General features: G+C 66.7%; 6 protein-coding genes. 4 read left to right on the forward strand and 2 right to left on the reverse strand.

Going from position 1 to position 21,991, the window contains the following annotated elements; genetic code table 11:
• Positions 1–516 precede the first annotated feature (516 nt).
• Together IE317_RS37590 and IE317_RS37595 are read right to left on the reverse strand one after the other, a co-directional pair.
• Positions 517–6,363, reverse strand: a complete 5,847-nt coding sequence (locus tag IE317_RS37590; protein ID WP_191316129.1) for an RHS repeat-associated core domain-containing protein — start codon at positions 6,361–6,363, stop codon at positions 517–519.
• A gap of 47 nt (positions 6,364–6,410) precedes the next feature.
• Positions 6,411–11,105, reverse strand: a complete 4,695-nt coding sequence (locus IE317_RS37595) for a LamG domain-containing protein (protein ID WP_191316130.1) — start codon at positions 11,103–11,105, stop codon at positions 6,411–6,413.
• A 374-nt stretch (positions 11,106–11,479) separates the two neighbouring features.
• Between IE317_RS37595 and IE317_RS37600 the strand changes: the two genes are divergently transcribed.
• The 4 genes from IE317_RS37600 to IE317_RS37615 all read left to right on the forward strand — a co-directional run bounded on the left by IE317_RS37600 (position 11,480) and on the right by IE317_RS37615 (position 21,765).
• Positions 11,480–14,239, forward strand: coding sequence for an AfsR/SARP family transcriptional regulator (locus IE317_RS37600; protein ID WP_191316131.1), 2,760 nt, complete (start codon positions 11,480–11,482; stop codon positions 14,237–14,239).
• A gap of 1,399 nt (positions 14,240–15,638) precedes the next feature.
• On the forward strand, positions 15,639–16,979 hold the full coding sequence (locus tag IE317_RS37605) for a recombinase family protein (protein WP_229903124.1): 1,341 nt from the start codon (positions 15,639–15,641) through the stop codon (positions 16,977–16,979).
• Positions 16,980–17,779: 800 nt separating this feature from the next.
• Positions 17,780–18,772, forward strand: a complete 993-nt coding sequence (locus tag IE317_RS37610) for a hypothetical protein (RefSeq protein WP_191316132.1) — start codon at positions 17,780–17,782, stop codon at positions 18,770–18,772.
• Between the two features lie 458 nt (positions 18,773–19,230).
• Positions 19,231–21,765, forward strand: coding sequence for a CHAT domain-containing protein (locus tag IE317_RS37615; protein ID WP_191316133.1), 2,535 nt, complete (start codon positions 19,231–19,233; stop codon positions 21,763–21,765).
• Positions 21,766–21,991: the final 226 nt, after the last annotated feature.

Raw genomic sequence — 21,991 nt, forward strand, 5'->3', positions numbered from 1 at the left:
CCGCTCTTCGCCTTGATTCTGGCCACGCTCGCAGCCGTGTGGAACAGCAGTGCCAGGCCAGGACACACCGGCACCGGGCCTGGCCGTGCTCGACCGTGCCTTCCGGGGTTGCTTCGACCTATCGAGGGACTGTCCCAAGATCGGCTCTGGCGCACTTTCGGTGGTGGTGTGATGGGTCCCCGGCTGGGACGGGTTTGCGGGGCCGCCATGATCGCTTGTGGTTGAGATGGCGAAGCTGGTCGGTGCGGTGTTCTCGGGGCTTTCGGCGCTGTCGATCGAGGGGGTCGAGGACGCTGGCGATGTGATCGTGGTCCGGGTTTCTACCAGGGACGATGCGGTGGCGTGCCCTGGCTGCGGAACACCGACAGGCCGGGTTCATGCCTTCCATGAGCGGGTCCCCGCGGATGTCCCGGTTGATGGCCGCAACCGGAACTTCCACCGAACCCCGCAGCCCCATGCAAGATCGAGGCTCACCCACCGGGTGCCGGCGGCACCCGGTGGTTCGTCACGGAGTCGTCAGTCGAACCAGTGTAATATCTGGTTCCAGTTGGCGATGTAACCCAGATTGGCGGTCATTCCTTCGAGGTATGCCTTCGGGCCGAAAGTGGCCCTGCCACCCCATGAGACGTTTCCGCTCGTTGTCAAGTTGTTCTGACTGTCTGTCTCGAGTTCAACACCGCCGCCCATTGAAGGTACGATCTCCACGCCTCCCGCAACGGACGGACTGAAGGAGCTGTTGACCTGATCTGCGCGCTCGGTGTGGAACTTCAGCCCGAAGCCGGCCGAAGCCCCGCCGCCGATCTGGCGGCTCAGCTTCAAGGAGTCGTTGAGCGTCACCCCGTGATTGTCGCCAGTGAGGCAAATCTCGCCCTCGGCATGCCCGCCCAGACCGGCGGCGGCGGTGACGCAGATCGACACCGCCTGCGTAGGCCTGCCGAAAAGTTCGGAACGCTGTTTCTCAAGCCAACCCAGAAAACTCTCCAAGGGATCCTTGCTCGACTTCTTATGCCTCTCCTCCTCGTTCTTTCGGCTGTTCGCGAGTGACCTTTCGTGATCTTGCCTGCGGATCGTGTCGTATACTGTCTCGCCTGTTCTGCAGTAGCCCTTGCCGTTGAACGGATCCACTAATGTACACCCGCTGGTACGGGATATGTCTATGCAGCCGGTGAGGACGAAATAGCCCGGCGTCCCCGGTCCGCCGCATTTCACGATGTCCGGCCGCGGCTCGAGGTAGTTGGGATCGTTGCGGTAGCCGCGGCTAGTCTTCCTCGGTGGCCCGGTGCCGCCGGCTTGTTTCGGCGCCCCGGCGCCGCCGGTTTGGGCTGGCGCCCCGGTCCACGGGTCCAGTCCATTGCAGGAGCCGGAGCTGTCTCCGCAGTCGCTGAGAATGAGTCCGGTGGGGTCGCTGAAGCTGACGGGGCTGTTGTTGGCGTAGGCGTAGCCCTGCATTTGCTGGGGGTCTTCCGGTTTCATCACCGGGTCGACCGAGATGAAGCGGCCCGTGCTCGGGTCGTATTCGCGGGCGCCCAGATGGGTGAGGCCCGTCGACGCGTCCTTTGTGCCGCCTACGAAGCCACGCTCACCAGGCCAGGTGGGCTCGGCTCCGCGTGGGGCGCCGTACGGGGTTTGGCGTCGGCGGGCCACCGTGAGGGTGGCCGGGTCGATGGCGGTCTGGGTGGTGCCCTGGTGGTCAGCGGCCAGCCAAGTGATCTTGTCCTTGCCCTGCTGCATCGCGATGACCGCGCTGCCATGAGTGTAGTAGCGGGTGACGCTGAGCGTGTTCGTGCCCGCGTCCAGGCGGATCTCCTGCTTGCCGAGGTACAGCGTGCTGCCGCCGGGATCCTTGCGCAGCAGGCGATCACCGCCGGCGGTGTAGATGAACGACGTGCTGCCTCCACCCTCGGTCACCGCGGCGAGATGGCTTTCGCGGTCCCACGTCAGGGTCTGGTCGGAGCCCGGCGCGACCCGGCGCGTGGTCTGGCCGACGCTGTTGTAGGTGAAACTCTGCGTGCCGGCGGGGCCGCTGGCCGACCGAAGCGTGTGCGGCTGCGGCTGATCCGCGGCCGGGTAATCGTAGGTGCGCTTGGCGGAGGCGACCAGTCCGCGCGTGGTCTCCTCGAGCCGGTTGCCGCCCGGGCCGTTCTTGTACGAATCCCAGTAGGGTGCGGGTCCAGCGGACACGGTGGGCTCGGCGGTGCACCCGCCGTTGCGGGGGCCTTCCGATCCGGACCACGTGCCTGGGGCGGCGGTCCACGCCTCGGTCAGCCGGCGCAGGTGGTCGTAGCGGAAACACTGGATGTCCGGCGCGTTGGTGTTCACATCGGCGGCCATCGAGGTGATGCTGCCGGCGTCGTTGTAGGTGTACTGCACGTCGGCCTGCTTCGGCTGAGGAACCTCGGCATCCACAATGGAGCGTTCGAGCCGGCGGTTGTTGCCGTTGTAGTAGAACGACTGCCAGCCTCGGTTAGGGGTGACGCCCTGCTCAATGCGTTCCGGCTCGCCGTAGCGGGTGTAGTAGGTGCCCGCCACCAGCTGCTGGCCGGCACCGGTCCGGGTGGCGATCGGCCGACCCCAGTCATCCATCGCGTGGTTGACCGTCTGCGCACCCACGTCGGTGCCCGGCACCCTGGGATAGGTCTCGCTGTTCTGGGTGCCGTCCTCGCCGTATCCGAAGTTGATGTTGTACGTTCCGGCCAGCGCGCCCTCGGCGGCGGGGATGGTCACCGACGTGTACAGCGGCTGGTACCGCGGTGTGTAGGCATCGATCGTCGATGTGTACGCGTTCTCCCCGACATACCTGGTGGACGTCGCAGGCTGACCCTTGCCGGCTGGGACCGTGTCGTAGGTCCACTTGGCCAGTAGCTTGCGGGTGGCACCGTCCACCTCGGACAGCGCGGTCTTGCGGTTCAGGGCGTCGTAGTCGTAGGCGAGGGTTCGCCCCAGAGCATCCTTGGTGGACACCAGCCGATCGGCGTCGTCGTAGCCCTTCGTGCTGGTACCGGAGTCCGGGTCGGTCCCGCTGATCGCGCGGCCGCGCAGGTCGTAGCCGTACTTCCAGACAGCGCCGTCCGGGCCGGTCACCTCGGCCACCTGTGCGGCAGGCGTGTACTTGTACCGGGTGACGTCGAAATCGCCGGTCGGCGCCGGTCCGTGGTACTGGCGCAGCTCAGTGGCCCGGCCGCGGGCGTCGGTGATCGTGGTCGTCGCGGTGCCGCCGGCCGGCGGGATGACGGACACCCGGTCACCGTCGTAGTCGGTCTTCGTCGACCACCGGTTCTCGGTCGCGCCGGCCTGATAGATCGACTCGATGGCGCGGCCGGCGCCGTCGAACTTCGTGCGGGTCAGGCCGGGAACCTCGGCGTCGGCCGCGCGCCACAGGTTCGTGTCCACCGGCGCGTCGTTGAAGTAGGACTGCGTCGCCTTATAAGCGCGGCCATGCGAGTCGTACCGGGTGTCGGTGATCAACCGGCCCTGTTCCACCGGAACCGGCGGCTTACCCGGCACCGAGCGCATGCCCACCGCAGGCGCCTGCGTCTGCCTCGGCCGCAGCAACCCGTCGAAGACGGCGTTGCTGCTGACGAAGACGCCGTTCGGGCCGATCTTGGTCGTGGTGACCACCGACGGTGCGTCCCGGCGGATCAGGTAGTCGAACCGCAGGCTCCCCTTCGGTGTCGCGTCGGTCTTGGGACGGTTGGGCAGCCACGTCTCGACACTGCGGCCCAGCGCGTCATAGGCGATCTGGGTGACGAAAGCGTTGCCGTCGATGATCTTGGTCGGCGTGCCGAAAGCCGGCTCCACCTCGGCCTTAACGGCGAGCCCGGCCGGCAGCGTCGGCTGAACTGCCGGGCCGGTCGCGGTGGACGCCGTGACCGGCCCACCCTCGGTCGGTGTGAATGAGACCGTACTGCGGCTGCCGAGTACGTCGATGGTTTCCGTGGCCCGGCCGTGCTTGTCGTAGCTGGCGGTCGCGGTCGTGAGGTACACCGCGGGCCCGGACGCGGGGTGCTCCTTCGCGATCTCGGTCTTGTTGAGGTTTCCCCTTCCGTCGTAACCGAACTTGGCGTCGCTGACGGCGTGGTCGGGGTACTTCACCGTGCTGCCGCAGGCGACCGCGACCGTTTCCTCCCTGATCGCCAGATCCAGTTGCCAGTCGGTGGTGTTGGGGGCGTAGGTGGTTCTGGTGCACCGGTCATCGTCGGCCTTGGTGACGTCGCCGACATCGTCCACACTGGTCCGCAGTCCTCGGGCGGCGTCGTTGTCATAGTGAGTCGTGGTCTTGGTCTCGCGCCAGCCGCCTGCATTGAGCGCGCTGAAGCCACGCTGGGTTTCCGGCCGCACCAAATAGGATTTGAAGACGCCTCGGGTGGCAGTCGGCCCCTTCGCCACCGGATACGAGACCGATCTGCCGACCCACGGCGGGTTCGGCGACCCGGACGGGGCTTCCTTCGCGAATGTCGTGGTCTCGAAACCGAATCCCTGCAACCAGTCCGAGTCGGTACGCGAGCTCTGGCCGTCGCCAACGGAATCGGAGACTGCGACGGGCTTGGTGCCACCGGTCCGGTTCAGCCGGTCGCCGTCCATGCCGCGGTAGAACCGTTGCTCGGACATGGTTATCGGGGCGCCCCCGGGGTCGTCCGCCCGCCCCGTCCGGATCCGGACCCGGCCGAACCCGCGGAACTCGTTCCAGGTCTTCTTGTCGTCCTTGACGAATTCCGACATGTCCCAGTGCCACGCCGCACCGTCGAGGTACTCGTAGGTGGTCAACTGCTCGGCGCTGCTGGCGATCATGTCGGACTGGGTCACCGACGCGACCACGTACTTGTGGAAATAGTCGGTGCGCGGCTCGATGCTCACCGATGGCGACCAACGCACAGGGAAGCAGCGCAAGCTGTTGGTCTCCGCCGGCATTGTCTGCCCGGCCTTGCAGTCCGGCGTTTCGTAGTTGACGGTGGTGACGCCGCCCGTCTCGGAGATCACGGCGCTGACCCGGTACCGGTTGAGCCCGGCATAGCCGTCGGCGTCCCCGTCCACCCGGTTGGGCAGCAGCGTGCCCTCGAACGTGACCGGGGGAAGCTCGATGGGAACGCCGGCCAGTCCGGTGTGCCTGATGCCGTTCAGCCACAGCGCGGCGGCCTCCCGCTGTTCCTGGCCGAGCTCACCGGTGCCAGGGAACTGCTGGTCGAGCGTCCACCGGTCGACCGGATCGTACGTGGAACCGCGCAACACCTTGGTGGTGATCGTGTCGAGTCGTTTGGTCGTCCAAAACGATGGCGAGTGCTCGGTGCACGGCGCCGCCGCACACGCCAGCTTCAGCGGGGTGTCCGGCCAGTTGCCGCGCTTGTCCGGGGCCTGGGTGCAGACGCTGTCCCGGACGCACCGGTCGGACGTGCCGAACTCCACCCGCCCGCTCGCCTGGCCGCCGACCCGCTCATTGAGCCCGTACTCGATGTGCTCCAAGGCGCCGCCGCGGACATAGTCCGCGGGGGCATCCTTCTTGTTGATCCCGTATTTGTTCGTTTCCTCGGTGTAGAAATAGCGGATCATGTTGCCGTTGCGGTCGACGACCTTGTCCAGGTTCCACCGGTAGGCCTGCGTGCACGACGACGCGTCGAACGTCGCCTTGTGGCAGGGTTCGCCTACGTCGTCGCCGAACACCGGCACCGTCCACGTGGAATCGGCCTGGGTGCCGAACCAGTACTGGGTGCCGTCGACCGTGGTGACCTTCCAGTACTCGTGGTCGTCGTCGCCGTTCTGCACGCCCCCGTCGAAGACACGCTCGATCCGGGCCCCGTCGTCGTTCTTTGCGCGCCACTTCTTGTCGCCGTCACAGCAGATCAGCATCCCGCCGCCGCCGTTATAGGCCGCGGTGGCGTTGTCGCTCTTCCAGCACAGATCCCCGGTGGACGCGTCGTCGTCGACGCAGGCACCGTAGGTGCGCTCGATGAAACCCGGCCACAGATCCCAGCCCTCACCGATCCACGACGGCTGGTTGTTGGACACGCTGGTGCGACCATCCACGGCGGAAGATCGATAAGACAGAGCGAGACTTGGCTCGAGTCCACCTGGTGCAGGCGGTACCCGCAGCGGGTACGACCAGCTGAAATCGCCGGTGTGGGCCGCGACCTCCCAGGTCGCCGACGGCGAAAGCGACGTCGCGGCCGGGGTGTTCGCGCCGGGCTTGGCGTCGATCGCCTGCTGATCCTTGGTCAGCGACCGGCGCGAGGCCTGGTCCGGTGGCCGAGCCGGCTTGCCGGTTTCCGGCTGCACCGCAACCGAGCTCGTCGGCGACAGCGGCACCGACGGTTCGACCGCGGCCGCCACGCCGGGAACCACGAGCGCGGGGACCAGCGTGGCGGCCAGCACGGCTACCAGGCCTCGAATGATCCACCTTGATCTCAGTACACGAGCCATCATGAGGTCACCGCCGGATAGGATTTGTACAATGCGTTGAGCCGAGCCGCGTCGAGATTCCCGTTATAGAGCCGGACATCGTCGATGGCACCCTTCCAGTACTCGCCCGGTCTGCCGTCCACGGCATTCGTTCCCCGGCCGATCTGCAGGCCGCCGCTACCGTGCCAGGGGACGGTCACGGTACCGGTCGCATAATCGGGTTCGTCACCGGGAATGTCGCTGTACACATACAGCTCGATCTTCTTGCTGGCCGCGTCGTACACGCCGACCAGCAGCATCCACGTGTTGAACTCGCCAGGGTTGACCGAGATCGCCGCCACGTTCTCCTCGTCGCTGGTCCTCGGCGTCATGCCGAAGACCCACTTGCCGCGCGGTCCAGGTGCCTTGATCGGGTCGATCCGGTGCCCAAGCCGGAACTTGGTCGACGGGTTCGCCGCTCCGCCGTCCAAGCTGACCGCGGTGCTCGCGCACACACCACCGCACCCGCCGGGATCGGTCAGCTTCACCCAGGCCGAGACCGTGAAACTCTGGTCGGTGCGCAGATCCACGCCGCTGGTGGACACCGCGCTCGCGCCACTCAAGGTGATCGCCCCGCCGGCGCGGCCGGGTCCGAAGCTCGCTCCCGCGGGCGGCAACGTGGCACCACGGACCCCGACCGAGTCCGCCGCGGCCTGGGTGCCGCCTGCCTCGTTGAGCTGCCAGTTGTGCACCAGGCTCGGATCACGGCCAGCCATGGCCCTGATCTCGTCCGCGAACAGCGCACGGGGGTAGACCTTCACGTCGTCGAGCGCGCCGACGAAGTAGTTGACGTACGGGTTACCCGGATCGACTGACCACCACTTGGTTCGCCCGATCTGCAGCGGGCCGGTGGCGTTGATGGCGCCGGTATGCAGCGTTTGCCCGATCAGCACCCCATTGATGTATAACTCGATTCGGCCGCGTTGTTTGTTGTACACAGCCGCGACATGGGTCCACACCCCGGCTTGGGGCTCGCCCCAGATCAGGTAGGTACCCAGCGGATTCGCGCCCTGGCGATCACCCGAACCGGCGAACATGACCCAAGTTGGAAGCCCGCGGGAGTCACGGCCGACGGAGAGGGAGAACCCGTTGCTGTAGGTGGCGTCCTGGGACACGACGGTGCACTGGCAGTTCACCGAATCAAGCTTGACCCAGGCGGCCACCGTGTAGCTCTCGGCACTGTTGACCGCGTTCTGCGTCGTGACCGCGTTGGAGCCGTTGAGCCGCAACGCCTTGTCCGCCGGATCGGGATCCTTGCTCTGCCCATCGGTCCACTGTGCACTTCCGATCGCGGTGCCGTTGCGGTTGTTTCCGGAGGAGTCGTTGGCGTTGCCATCCAGCTTCCACGAACCGGCCGGCACGTCCGACTGGCTGACGATCGCCTGGATCTCCTCGGCGGCGAGCGCGCGGTTGTACGTGCGGACCTCGTCGACCTGGCCGTTGAAGAAGTCGCCGGGGTTGCCGAGCGACTTGGCCCGGCCGACCACAAGCGGACCTGTTGCGTCCCAAGCCGGTTGGCTCAGCTTCGCCGTGTAACCACGTTCCCCGTTGACATAGATGGTCAGTTCTCTGGCTGTCGCGTCATACACACCGGTTAGGTGGACTGGTACGTTCAGGCTTGCGTTCGATATGGACCCGGCCCCGACCCATTCGGCATTGTCGGTCCGATCCGTGCCGGCCTTCATGAACATCCATTTCCCGCTCCAGTGCCGTTGCAGGTAGAATCCGCTGTTGGCAGCGCCGTCCTGGCTCACCGCAGTCACCGAGTCGTACTGGCCGGTGGGAAACACCCTGGGCGTCACCCAGGCGGTCACCGAGAAGCTGCGGTCGGTGTGCACGACCGGGCGGTCCGGGGCGGTGGCCGCCTGACCGGAGGCACCGTCCAGCCGCACCGCTTTGCCGAGCGCACCGTTGTCCACGAACTGGGCTCCCCCGCTCAGCGTCAGGTCGGCGCCACCGGTCACCGAGTTCCGGGCCGCCGCGCCCAGCCGGTCGTCGTCGAAGCGCCAGTGTCCCGTTCGGACATTGTCCCGGCTGACCATGGCGCCGACCTCGGCGTCCGACAGCGGCCGGTCGAAGACCTGAACCTCGTCGACCGCACCGGCCCACGGCACACCGAACTGGGTGTTCCACTTCAGCCGGCCCACCGTGATCACACCCGTCGACGGTGCCGCGGCGAAGTCCGCGGCCTGTCTCTCGACCTGTGAACCGTTGACGTACAAGCGAAGCTCACGAGCCTGCCGGTCGTACACCCCGGTCAGGTGGGTCCACTCCCCGGCCACCGGCACCGCTTTCTGGTTGGTCACTCCCCACATCCGCTGGTCCTTCTCGCCGACCAGGAAAGACCATCGATTTGCGGCATTGTCGTAGCTCAACCACCAGGAGCTGGTGTTCTCGCCGTCCTGGCTCAGTGCGGCCATGCCCGAGGTCAGCCGGTCCGGGCGCACCCATGCCGACACCGAGAAGCTCGACTCGGTGGGGAACGCCGGGGGCATCGTCACCGTGCTGTCGGCGTTGCCGTCCAACTGGATCGCGGTGCCAACCGCACCCGTGGTGTAGCTGGCGTTGCCGTTGAGCGTGCCGTGCCGGTCACCGAGGAACGCGCTGTCGGTGGGCTTTCCCTCGAACGACCACTGGCCAAGCGACCCGCTGCCGGCACGGACGTACACGTGGCTGGTCAGGATGGGGCTCCTGTTGCCGGCCCGGTCGACGCTCTGCACCCGCAGCGCCTGCGGCCCATCACCGGGCGGTGCGGTGCTCACGGTCGCTGTGCCACCCAACGCACCCGCGTCGACCCAAGTGGACGGTGTGTCCTGCCAGCCGTACAGGTAGTGATCGATGTCCTTGACATCACACGGCGGATCGCCAGGTTTCGGTGGCGGGCAGGTGCCTGGGCCAAAGGTGAACGACCCGGGCACCCCTGCACCGCCATGCCAGCGATTATCCTCTTTGTACAGAGCGCCGGCGACCGTCGGACGCACGGTCGGCGAGACCCGGTCCACCACAAAGGGCCTGAGTCCGACCGCGGCGGACTCGGCCTCCGTGTCGTGGGCCTGCACCGACCACGAGACCTCAAGGCCGTTGAGGTCGTCGCCCAACTGGACGTCGTGACGGCGGGCAGCCCCCGATGGCCCGGGGTTGTACTGGGTCAGTACGGGAGCCCCACCCTGAATTGTGACCCACCACTTCGGATAGATGTTGTCGCTGTCCGGATCCGACAGGGTGGCGATCAACCCGATGCTGTCGTTGGAAACGTAGGGCTTGCCGGCGCACCAGCGGCACGGCTGCGGGAGTGGCGGGTCCGTACTCAGATTGGTCGGCGTGTTCGGGGACCGGTTCCACGTGGCCTGCAGCAACGTCTCCGCGCTGACGTAGTACTTGCGCCACGCGTTCTGGTCGTTGCCGTTGGCGGCGCGCAGGTAGAACGTGGTGAAACCGGTGCCGTTGAGCGAATTTCTGTCCAGGTTCACCTCGACCCCCGCACCCGTGCACGGCGCGGGGAAATCTTTCCACTGCCCGTCCCATTCCGGCTTGTTCCTGAACGTCAGGCCCGAGCCGATGTCCTGGTACACCCAGTGCAGTTGGTGCGTCTGGCCGCAGGACGAGCTCGGGCTGTACGCCACCTTGGTGTAGAACTTGGCCGACAGCACGGGTTTGTCGCGTAGCATGTCCTGCGTGTTGAACCGGAAGTAGGACCAGGCCTCCCCGATTCCCTTACATTCGTCCGGCACCGCTCGGTAGCACTGACCGACCTGGGCCCATTCGGGGTGACGGTCGTCGGCGCTGTGCCCCCAGTAGGACTGATCCGGATGCCCGCCGACCACGGTCGCCCACGCGGTCGGTGCCATCGGCGACTGGGTCGGGTCGATCGCGACCGGATATACCGTCGCCGGGTCGGCGAGGAACCCCTTGTCCGGCACCAGGTTCAGTAGATCGCCGGCGACCTTGACGCCGACCGGCGCCTCCCGGCGCGACCTGCTGGAGTCCCACATCACCGACGGCGGCGACTGGAACACCGGCCGCCCCGCGTCGTCAACCGCACGCAGCGCCCCGGAATCCTCCGCGGTCAGACGAACGCCGCGTGCCTCGACAGGGAAGCTGATGCGCACCAGCGCCAGGTTTCGCGCCGCCGCGGCGTCCTTGACGAGCAGCAGCTGCGAGTAGCCCCTGACCTCGGCCCGCAGCATGAGATCGACCCCCGGCAGCACGTCGTGATACGTGGCCTCGTTGCCATGCAGCACGGGTCGCGGCAGCCCGCCCGGCCAACGCAGCGCCAGCTCCGCCGGCCCGGAACGCAACCGGATCAACGCGCCGGCGCCCCCACCGGACAACGTGACGTCGTCAGCGCCCGCCCTCGGCGCCACCGTCCCGTCCGGACGCGCCTGCAGCGTGGTGTCAATCGCAACCCACTCGGCGCCCTTCTTGACCCTGGTAGGCACTGCGGTCATCTCCGAGGTATGGGTCCCGTCCGGGTTGGCGTACACGGTCACGGTTTCGGTTCGCTCCGCCAGCACCTCCACCCGCGTGCCCTGCGCCCGCGCGGCACGCATCGCGGTCGCGTCGTCCGACGCCTGCGCGATCCGGTGCGGCTCCTCCACACTCCGCGGCCCGCGCGGCGACCCATCCCCGGAAAACCCCGTCGTGGTAGCCGTCGCGATCAAGATCAACGATGCCATCCAGCTACCGAAGCTGCGCACGCGCGGAGTCCGGGCCCGACTGTGTGTCACAAAGACCTCACGACTGGTATTCACGGAAGGACGACCCCCTCGGCCTTGAGCGTCTCGCCCGCAGCGGGAGCCGTGGTCCCCACCCGCAGCGGCGAGACGCCGACAACCGGGTACGTCAGCTTCACAAAGACCGGGTCTCGGTCGGCACACATATCCATCCCCCTTGGTCCAGCGCCGAACGTAAGTTCGAATCGAGCGGAGGCTCGCTCCCCTTCGAGCGTCAGCCCGAGCCAGATGCTCGTGTACCTTTCTTGTAGGTTTCTGAACTTCGCCGGTCAGCGCACTTTCTGTCCGGATCGGGACCTCGGGCAGGGGGGGACACCATGCTGCGGCTCGGACTGCTGGGCGACGTCGTCGCGCACCTCGACGGTGACGCGATCGACCTGGGCCCGGCCAAGCAACGCTGTGTCCTGGCGGCGCTGGCGGTGGACGCCGGGCGGCTGGTTCCGGCGGAACGCGTGATCACCCGCGTCTGGGGACCGGATGCACCCGAGCGAGCACGGGGGACCCTCCACAGCTACATCTCGCGTTTGCGACAGGCATTGACAGCCGCAGAAGACGTCGACCTCGTGCGGCGATCCGGTGGCTACCTGTTCCAGGCCGGTGCGACCGTCGTGGACGTGGCACGGTTCCGTGACCTGTGCGCTCGAGCCAGCGTCGGCGACCATGCACATGCCGTGCCGCTGCTCACCGAGGCGTTGCAGATGTGGCGCGGCGAAGCGCTGAGCGGGCTGACCGGACAATGGGCCGAAGCCGAACGCGACCTGCTGCACGCAGAACGGCTGGCCGCCGAACTCGACCTCGTCGACGCCCGGCTCGGGCTCGGCGAAGGCGAGCAGCTCGTGGTCCGGTTGGCCGCGCTGAGCGCGGAGCACCCGCTGGACGAGCGGGTGGCAGGGCAGTACATCCTCGCGCTCTGCCGAGCCGGCCGGGCGGCCGATGCGTTGACGCACTACCGGACCATCCGCACCCGGCTTGCCAGAGAACTGGGCACCGACCCGAACTTCGTACTTCAGGACCTGCACCAGCGGGTCCTGGCCGCGGACCCCGCGCTGCACCCCGCCGGCGCGCGCGCTACCTCGGCTGTGGTGCCGCGACAGCTACCCGCTGTCCCCAGGCCGTTCGTCGGCCGCGAAGCCGAACTGGACCGTCTCGGCGCCGGCATTCCGGACAACAACGCCGGCGCGACCGTGGTGATCTCGGCCGTCTCCGGCGCCGGCGGGATCGGCAAGACCTGGCTGGCGCTGCAGTGGGCACACCTCTACGCCGAGCGTTTCCCCGACGGGCAGCTCTTCGTGGACCTGCGCGGATTCAGCCATGAAGGCACGCCGATGACTTCCGAGGTGGCCGTCCGCGGCTTCCTTGACGCCCTCGGCGTCGAACCCGCACGTGTGCCCGTCCTGCCCCACGCTCAGGCCGCACTGTTCCGCAGCCTGGTGGCGGGCAAACGGATGCTGCTGGTCCTCGACAATGCAGCCGACACCACACAGGTCGTGCCGATGCTGCCAGGCGGTGACGGCTGCCTGACCCTCGTCACCAGCCGCAACCGGTTGCCGGGCCTGATCACCGGCCACGGTGCCCGCCACCTGGCCCTGGACGTGCTCCCGGACGCCGAAGCGCGTGCGCTGCTGGCCGACCGCCTCGGAGCAGATCGGATCGCCGCCGAACCGGCGGCGGTGGACGAGCTGGTCCGGTTGTGCGGCGGATACCCCTTGGCCCTGAGCATCGTCGCCGGCCACGCGACCACCTACCCGGACCGGCCGCTGGCCGCGCTCGTCACCGAGATGCGCGATCGCGGCGTGGGCGCCTTGGCCGACGAAGACCCGATCGCCAGCCTGCCCACCGTGCTGTCGTGGTCGTGCCGGTCTCTTCCCGGCGAATTGGCCACGGCCTTCGTCCTCCTCGGCACGGTACCTGCACCGCACATCAGCCTGCACGCCGCAGCCAGCGTTCTCGACCTGCCTCTCGCGGAGACCACGAATGTCCTCCGCGCCCTGGAACAAGCCTCCCTGCTCGGCGCGGACTCTCGCGGGCGGTACCGGATGCACGACCTGATCCGCCAGTACGCCGCCGAGACCGCACTCCGGCAGCCCACGCACGGCGCGCGGCGACGCGTTCTCGACTACTTCCTCCATGGCGCCTGCGCCGCCGAGAAACTGCTGTCCCCACAGCGGCGGCACATCGAACCGGCCCCAGCCGCATCCGGTTGCCGCTGCCCGGAACTGACGGACTACCAGTCCGCCGCCGACTGGTTCGACGCCGAACACCCCTGCCTGCTAGCGGCCCAGCGGTCCGCCGCCGACGACGGCCGGCACGACGTGGTCTGGCAGCTCGCCTGGGCGTTGAACACCTACCACTACCGACGTGGGCTTCTGCACGACGAACACACCGTCTGGCAAGCCGGGCTCACCGCAGCGCGGCAACTGGCCCATGCAGCCACCGAAGCCCAGGCGCACCGTTTCCTGGGCCGGGTTCTCGGCAGGCTCAACCGGCTCGACGAGGCATTCGACCACCTCCACGATGCCCTCCATCTGGTCGAAACCGAGTCCAACCGCCCGGAGGAGGCCGCCATCCACGGCACACTGGGACAGCTGTGGACCCAGCGCGGCGATGACCTCAAGGCGCTCAACCACATGACGAACGCCCGCACAATCTTCCGCGAACTCGGCGACTCCATCCGCGAAGCCCAGAGTCTCAACAACGTCGGCTGGCTGCACGCCCAGCTCGGCAACTACGAGGACGCACTCGCCGACTGCCGGAAGGCGCTGGAAATGCACCGGCACCACCAATACCGCGACGGCGAAGGGCACGCCCTCGACAATCTCGGCTACATCGAGTGCGCCAGCGGCCACCACACCGATGCCGTCGAGTACTACGAGCGGGCGCTGGCGCTCTGGCGTGAACTCGGAGACTCCTACGAGGAAGCCAATGCCCTCGACGGCCTCGGCCGAACCCACGCCGCCGCCGGCGACCAGAGCCGAGCCCTTGCAACCTGGCGACAGGCACTCGAGCTCTACCTCGCCCAGCACCGCATCGACGACGCCGACCGCGTCCAAGAGCAGCTGAACCTGGCGACCACGTGATCATGAACGATGTCCACAAGACGCACCTTGGGACGTCACCGCATGTCGGCCTGGGTTCGGTCCCAGTTCTCCGGCGCGCCGGATCGCCGACCTGGCCGCCCGGATGCCGCGCACCCAGGGTCGGAACGCGGACCCGACGTGCGGCTCTTGCAGCCGGAACCGGCTGAGCACGGTCTCCCACAACGGATCCGCGGTGTCGGCGAGACTGATCCGGGCCAGATCGTCTCACGTGAAATACATGCGCAGCATCCCCATCGAACTCCCCTGCACCGGGCGACCGGGCGCGCTCACAGGGAGCGGCGCCTGCCGCCCATCCGGACCGGCCGGACCGTCACGGCCGCCACCGGTCACGTCCCTGCGCGGCATCGTACGCCCGCCGGCGCCCGGCGGCGAATGGGCGATGTTGCGCCGGAATGGCGAGCAACCGTCAACCACGGACCTGCCCGAAGCCCGCCCACGGCCAGGCTGTGCAGCCCCGCGCCGCCGACCACCACGGAAGCCGAGGGCCGTGCCCACCAGCTCGCTGGCGCTGACCGAGTTTCCCAGCTCGGCGAACGCCCGGCGGGCGAGGCAAGATCGACAGCGAATGTGGCAACCTTGGTCGGTTCCGAACGACCTGCGGCCTGCCAATCGGCATGGACCGAGTTGTTTGCCTTGATTGTCCCGGCTTCAGCGGCCTATCGGGACAACGCCGCGAACGCCGATCCGCGGCTTGCGTCCCATCCGGTGACGCGATCGGCAGCCACCTTGCGCCGATCTTCTCCGTACACCTGGAGGAAGTCATGATGTTCACCCGTGCAGCGTCACCCGAGCGGGCGACAGGGCCGTCCCGGCGAAGCAGGAAAGCAATGACCGTCGCCGTGGCGACGCTCGCGCTGTCGGCGGGTGCCGTGCTCAGCGCTGTGCCGGCCAGTGCGTCGGTCGGCAACCCGATACGGCGTACAGCTCCACCTTCGACATGCCCGGCATCGACGCTCCTCACTTCGAGGCACATCGACGCTGCCACCGCAAGACCCAAGTGACGTCGAATTCGCTGACAGCAACCCGCCCTCCTCACAGATCGCGGGCAAGTGACGTCACGTCACACGTTCAAAACCACACAGGTCACAATGCACGAAGACTGTCGGGCCGCCGGGCGCGGGCAACTGTTCGAGGCGTTCTTCTGCGGCCGTCAAGAGCGCGGTGGTGCCATTTTCTCGTCGTTGGGCCGCGAAGTCGACGTCCGCGACCGAATCAGCCTCGTCGCATAGGTCGTTATACGGCCTGTGTGCGCCCGATCCGCTACTCCGAACGGGCGGACAAACTCGAACACGCCGTCATAAGGCGTCAGCCTCGCCATCGGTCCAGCGTGCATCCACGTCAACCACACCCGGCTCAGTCCTCGTCTCCGAAAGATGCTGTGGACTTGCTCGCACAGTGGATGAGCAGAAGAACCCAGACCGGAGCAGCATCCACCGAAGTCCAGTTCAACGGCCTGCGGTTCGCCTTCTATGGCCGCACCTCCACCACCCGCCATCAAGACCGCGTGTCATCACAGGGCTGGCAACGCGACATGGCGGAACATCTCATCGCCGGTCACGGCCAGATTGTCGCCGCGCACTTCGACATCGGCACCTCACGCCGCGTCCCATGGCGACATCGACCGCAGGCTGCCCGGCTGTTGGCCTCGGTCTCCGCTGCGGAGCCCGCGATCGATGCGATCGTGATCGGCGAGTACGAACGCGCCTTCACCGGCACCCAGTTCGCCACCCTTTACACCTGGTGCACCCGGCACGGCATCCAACTCTGGCTGCCCGAGACCGGCGGCCCGGTCGATCTCGCCAACCCTGACCACCGCGCGCTGACGGCATTGCTGGCCACTCAGTCGCAGCGCGAAGTTCTGCGCGCCCGGCACCGAGTGCTGGCCGCGATGCACAACCAGGCCACCCAACAAGGCCGCTACCTCGGTGGCCGACCACCCTACGGCTACCAACTCGTCGACGCCGGCCCCCACCCCAACCCCGCCGACGCCCGCTGGGGCCGACGCCTCCAACGCCTCGCCCCCGACCCACGAACCGCACCCCACGTCGCCTGGATGTTCCGCCAGCGTCTCGCCGGGCACAGCGTCGCCAGCATCGCCCGACACCTCAACGAACGCGGTATCCCCTGCCCGTCCAGCGCCGACCCGGACCGCAACCGCCACCGAACCCGCGGCACCTGGGCCCTGCGCACGGTCGCCGTCATCCTGGCGAATCCGCGCTACACCGGTCGCCAGACCTGGAACCGCCGCGCCACCGGCACCGAAGGCCCAGCCTCAACGCCCGCGCTGTCGGCGAAGGCTGCCCATCCGGCGCTGATCACGGAGCAGGACTTCGTCGCCGCGCAGGAAGTCCGGGCGGCGCGCCCCGCTGGCGACGGCCAGACTCGCCGATTCGCCCTCGCCGGGCTGATCCACTGCGGCGTTTGCAACCGGCGACTGGACTCCCACTGGAACCACGGGCGACCGACGTACCGCTGCCGCCACGGCCACACCAGCACCCAACGCGCAGGCCAAGAGCGAGCGAAGACGCTCTACATCCGCGAAGACCATCTCATCGATCAGATCAACATCAGACTTGAAGAACAGGTCAGCGCAGTCGCAGCCAAGCTCGAGCCTGACCGAACACGAAGCACAAGGGTCGCCACAGCGCTACGAGACTCAGGAAAGCGCATCATCTGCGACAACGCAGGATGGCGACTACAAGAGATCGATTCAACCTGAGCTAGGATCGAACGAGCTTCAAGATCGCGTTTCGCGATCCGTGGGGTAATACTGTGTCCGAGACTTGAACCCCCACGCGTGGGATATCTCCCGTGTTTGGGGAGATCATGCAACCATGATAGCGCAGAGTCACCGGGGCAGCACATCACCCTCACGCCGCTGAGCGCCTTGTTTGGCCTCGTTGCAGCGCTGCGGAACAGCACTACCGCGTCGCGCAGTGGGCGGCAACCGGTGCGCCAGCCACGACCCGCGTCTCGGGCTTGGCGCGCGATGCATTGCCGTGGCGGACCGCGGCCTCGGCGGAACCGAGTTGCTCGACGGAAGTAGATGCGATCGGACGGATCCGTACGGCGGCGCCACCCCGGCCAGATTCAGGCTTTCAGCGGGGAGAGCAACAAGATCGAGATCGACGGTGCAGAATCGCACGTCCGCACGGCGATCCGGGCACTGTTGCCCGAGGTACACGGCGCCCAGGTCGCGGCGGCAAGTAGATCGAGGTCGCGCCCGCCAACGGCCAGTCGCAGGAGTTCACGACCCTGGCCCTGCAAGCTCTGCGTCGGACGTCGAACCGGCGATCGGGGGCGAGACACGCGAACTGCCCGTCGCGTCGTGCCAGCATCGCTGCCGCGCCTGAGGCTTCATCTTCCTCGACCCGGGCCAAATCACGTCCCTGAAGGTGTCCTCGACGAGAGGATGGCGGCATCGAGCCGCTCGTAACACTGCTGCTGAACCAAGCGACTCCGACTACGACAAGTGTCGGGGTCGGCAGACCGGTGCGATCGAGGGATGACTTGGCAGCCGTGACGCAATACACCGACCGCGCTACCGCGATGCTCATGTCTCTCGAGCGCCTGCCTAACCATCTCTCCGAACGCGAACGGCTTGTACAGGCGCTGGCCGCCGGCTGGCCAGCAGCCTGGGACATTCTGGTGGCAGCCCTTCCATATCGAGATGCGGCACCTCTAAGAAGGCCAGGCCAGGCGTTCATCACTCGCCCACTGTGGCAGGTTCTGACGGTAGCTGGCGTGATCGCCGAGCTTCACGGATCCGATCGCATCGACTTGCCGCACATAGTGAGTTCCCTCGAACTGACCAGTGAATGCCGCAATAAAGGAATAGACCTTTCGAAGAACGTGACCGAGGCATTCGAGCTGCCGCCGTTCGACCACCTAGATGAGGTCCTCACGACGCATCACCAGCGGATCACCGCTAGAAGTGAGATGCTGGTTGACGACGTCGATGTCCTGCTTACCCGCCACGCCCTGATATGGCACCGGTCCACGATCATCGGCTACTTCGCCACCATCGGAATAGGTTTTCTGGCGATGACAGCTCTCGCCTTCAAGACTGAATCAGCTGTCGTGTGGGCTGCGTTACCGTTCACCTTGATTTCTTTCGCCGACTCACGCAGCACAGAAACTCAGCTATTCGATGCCGGCAAGTTGACGGGGCGCATCTCGACCCGCTGGCCCGCTCAGTTTATCCCTGTCGCTATCACCGCCGCCGCAGGCGCACCACATGCGGCCTGGGTATTACTTGCAGAATATTTCCTGGTCGAGGTCGTCATGACGATCGGCGACTCCGCCCTAGCTCGACAGAGTCGCTTCAGCGGGCCCACATTCGACCTCCTGCCGGACAAGGTTCGGCTGGTCGCAGCGATTCCGGACGCTTTTCTAGCGAGCAAACGTCAGTTCACCTTGGGGATCACCGTCGCTCTCGGGGTCGCTCCGGTAGCGCTCGCTCCCGGACTATCGCAAACAGATCACATTTTTACATCATGGCGGCCGTCATGATCGGCCATCAACGAGCGTGGCTTGGAGTCATATTCCTAGTCATCGCCACTACTATGAACGTGTCGACTGAGGGAATCATCCTCGCACTGGGCAGCGGACTTCTGACAAGAGCTGCCATCAGCTGGTCATGGCGGCCTCCCCCTGCACCTGTCCCTGTTCCGTTACGCGGAGTCCGCGGAATTCCCCGACTCCGCGGATCAGAGGGCCAGGCGTGCCGCCGCGCACGGCAGCTACTGCGGCGCGGACTCTTCTCAGCGGCTGAAGCAGAACTGAGTTCCCATCCGGGCGCTCATCCGATCAAAACCGCCTTACACGGCTGGGCACTCCTGGAATCCGGCCATCCCGGCGCTGCACAAGACGCCGTCAGCAAGCTTCCGGAATCACTCAGCCCGATTCGTACCCTCGTGATCGCTTGCTCCCACCTCGAGTTGTCCGAGCCGAGGAAAGCCCTCACAGTATTGGCCGAGACGAACAAGCCGATCGGGCGAGCCGGCGTCAGAAGACAACTCGCTACCGAGATCCAGATGACCCGCCTGAGAGCCGAAAACCTGCTGAGCGAGGACACGGTGCCCACCCTCGCGCGCTGGCTCACACTTTCATCGAGACGCACGAATGCGCTGCGCACTATGCGTACGATCCGCCTGATCGCGGAGAATCACACCACACCACCGGCGGCCGCCTCGATGATCGCGATTTTCGCTTATCGATTTGGTTCGTGGTACCGAAAACACATCGAAGTGCCGAATTCAACGCTCCTGCAGAACGAACGGGTGCTCTGGCTCGAAAGCATGCGTTTGCTCACAGTATGGGTCACGGCCAACATCGCCGGTGACCGGCAGCCGATCGACCCCCTCGAAGCTCTAGGCCGAGACACCGGCGCAGCCGAGTTCTTTCTGCGAGCCGACCGACCACTGGAAGCGGTCGACATCCTCAACCAGCTCGCAGACCACCTGGAAATCTCACCGCACCACCGCGCCGCGCTCGATACGCGGATCGAAGCGGCCGCGACACTCCATTGGCTTCGCCACCAGTTCCACGACCTCGCCACGCGCCGCGCGTGGTGGGCGCGAGCTGCGGTCACTCTCTCCGCCGCCATCCGACAGGCCGCCAGCAGGAAAGACTGGGCCACGCTCGCCGAACTCATCGAAACCGCCCGACTGCAGCTTGCGCCACGTGAAGACGAGGACCTGGCCGATCGCACGAAGGCCCCGTTCGTGCGCGTGCGCGGTACCTCACGCATGGCGACGACAGTGTGGTATTCACCGCAGGAGCGGCCGGTCATCTACGACCTTGAAAGATTGGCAGCTATCGTCCTCGGCCGCGGCACGTGGTGGTGGAGCACCTGGGCCGTCGGCACCGAGCTGTACTGGTCGGTCGTCCCACCGGACGGGGAGGTGTACGGCGGAGTGATGGACGTCGGCCCCTCCAGCTCGTTGGGACAGGCACTCGCCGACCTTCGCCGCGCTTCCCCTTCGCCGGTGGCAGGAGAGTCCGTGGGCAGCCCGGGATTCGAGGCTCGAATGGCCGACAGTGTTCTGCTAGGGCCGCCATCGGCGGAGGCCGAACTCTCGATGAGGCTGGCCGCGCTGATTCCCCACCCGCTCCGCGAGCATCTCGCCCGGAACCCGTTGACCGATCTGGCGATCGCACCCGATCGGGTACTTGCCGGCGTACCGTGGTCGACCATCGGCACTGGTGTCGGTGAATCCAGGTTGCTGGAACGGTGTCGGCTGGCCATTGCCCCGCCAGCCAGCCTTCTTGCCGCCTTGGCCGGACGTCCCTGGCACGACGGGCATCGCCCTCTGTCCTTGGCGGTCCTCAACCCGGGCGGACGGCTCGGACCGCCCTCGCTCGATCTTCTGGCTGCCAGCGCGCTGGCTTACGCACTACCTGCGGATGTGCCGAAGATCGTGCGTGGCGATGACGTCACCCTCGAATCTGTCGGTGCCCTACTTCGGTCGTTACCTCCCGCCTGCAGTTTCCTCTTCGCCGGTCACACACATCCCGGCGCCGATGAACCGCTCGGGGGCGGGCTCCTGTTGCGGCCGCCTGACGGACATAGGGACGCTGTGGTGCTCTCGGCGCGCGACTTGATCGACCACCCCGGCTGCTACCCCATCCCGAGCCAAGGTCTGGTGCTCGCCTGCGACACCGCAGACCTCGCCCAGGCCGCCGTCGGCGAGTGGCTCGTCTTGGGCACAGCGTTGCTCTGGGCCGGAGCTCGAAGGCTCATCGTCACCGGCTTCCCGGTGCTCGACACGACCGGCATTGACGAGGCGCTGGTCCGCTGTCTGCTTTCCGGCGACGACCTCGTGGACGGCTTGCGCGCGATCCAGCTCGAGCAACTGACGCAATGGCGCGCTTCCGGCGCAGCTGACGTGAGCCCGGCTATCTGGGGTGGCCACATCGCCATGGGCACCTTCACCTCAAATATCCCCTTGAAGGAAATCACCGTGGGCGCCGACCAGCAATTCGCCCGCGATCTCATATGGCTGCTGGATTCCGCGGCCGAGGCGGCTCTCCGTCGAAATAGAAACGAAGTAGCGCCCAGTGATGTTCTGGTCGAACTGGCACTCGAAGCCACTGGATGGCTTCCCCGAACCCGTGGCCACACTCTGGTAGCGGTCTCCTGGCTCGCCAACTCCTTTTTTCCCGGCGCGTGGCAGCTCCACGGGCCGTCTGGTAAACAGGCCGGTTTGCATCCCACCACGAGGGACCTGCTGCGCAGGGCAACGACCTACGCAGCCGAAGCAAGGCACGGGTTAGTCACGACGAAGCACCTGTTGGTCGCCATGCTCGCCGACTCCGGTGCCGCTCCAGGACTGGCACGGTGGGCGACCCGTTACGATGGCCGACATCCCGAAGTCATTAAGGAGATCATCGCCGACTCACAATCCAATGCCGCACCGGCAGGGGGGTTTCGAGGGCGCAGCCTCCGACCCGAGGACGTCGACGCAGCTTACCGTGAGTGCGGTATTCGGCCACCACGGTGACCGATTTATCCCACCGGAAAGCGAGTTATCCTCGTGATTCGTCGCAGATTCGGCGCCAGTGGCCACGCGAACGGCCTCAATACATGCGGAGGCAGGTAGCTGATCCAGGCCAACTCGATACGCCGGACTCCCTGCCCAGTTCCACCGATGATGCCCTCGGCCAGTTTCGGGCTTCTAGCCGTCGCGGCCGAATAGCAACAGAACATCACTCACGACGCCGCCTGAA

The sequence above is a fragment of the Amycolatopsis bullii genome (assembly GCF_014654205.1).
In the GTDB taxonomy this organism is placed as follows: Bacteria; Actinomycetota; Actinomycetes; order Mycobacteriales; family Pseudonocardiaceae; genus Amycolatopsis; species Amycolatopsis plumensis.

Coding starts and splice junctions, on each gene's coding strand:
- IE317_RS37595 (WP_191316130.1), bottom strand. CDS start 11,105: ATGGCATCGTTGATCTTGATCGCGACGGCTACCACGACGGGGTTTTCC.
- IE317_RS37600 (WP_191316131.1), top strand. CDS start 11,480: ATGCTGCGGCTCGGACTGCTGGGCGACGTCGTCGCGCACCTCGACGGT.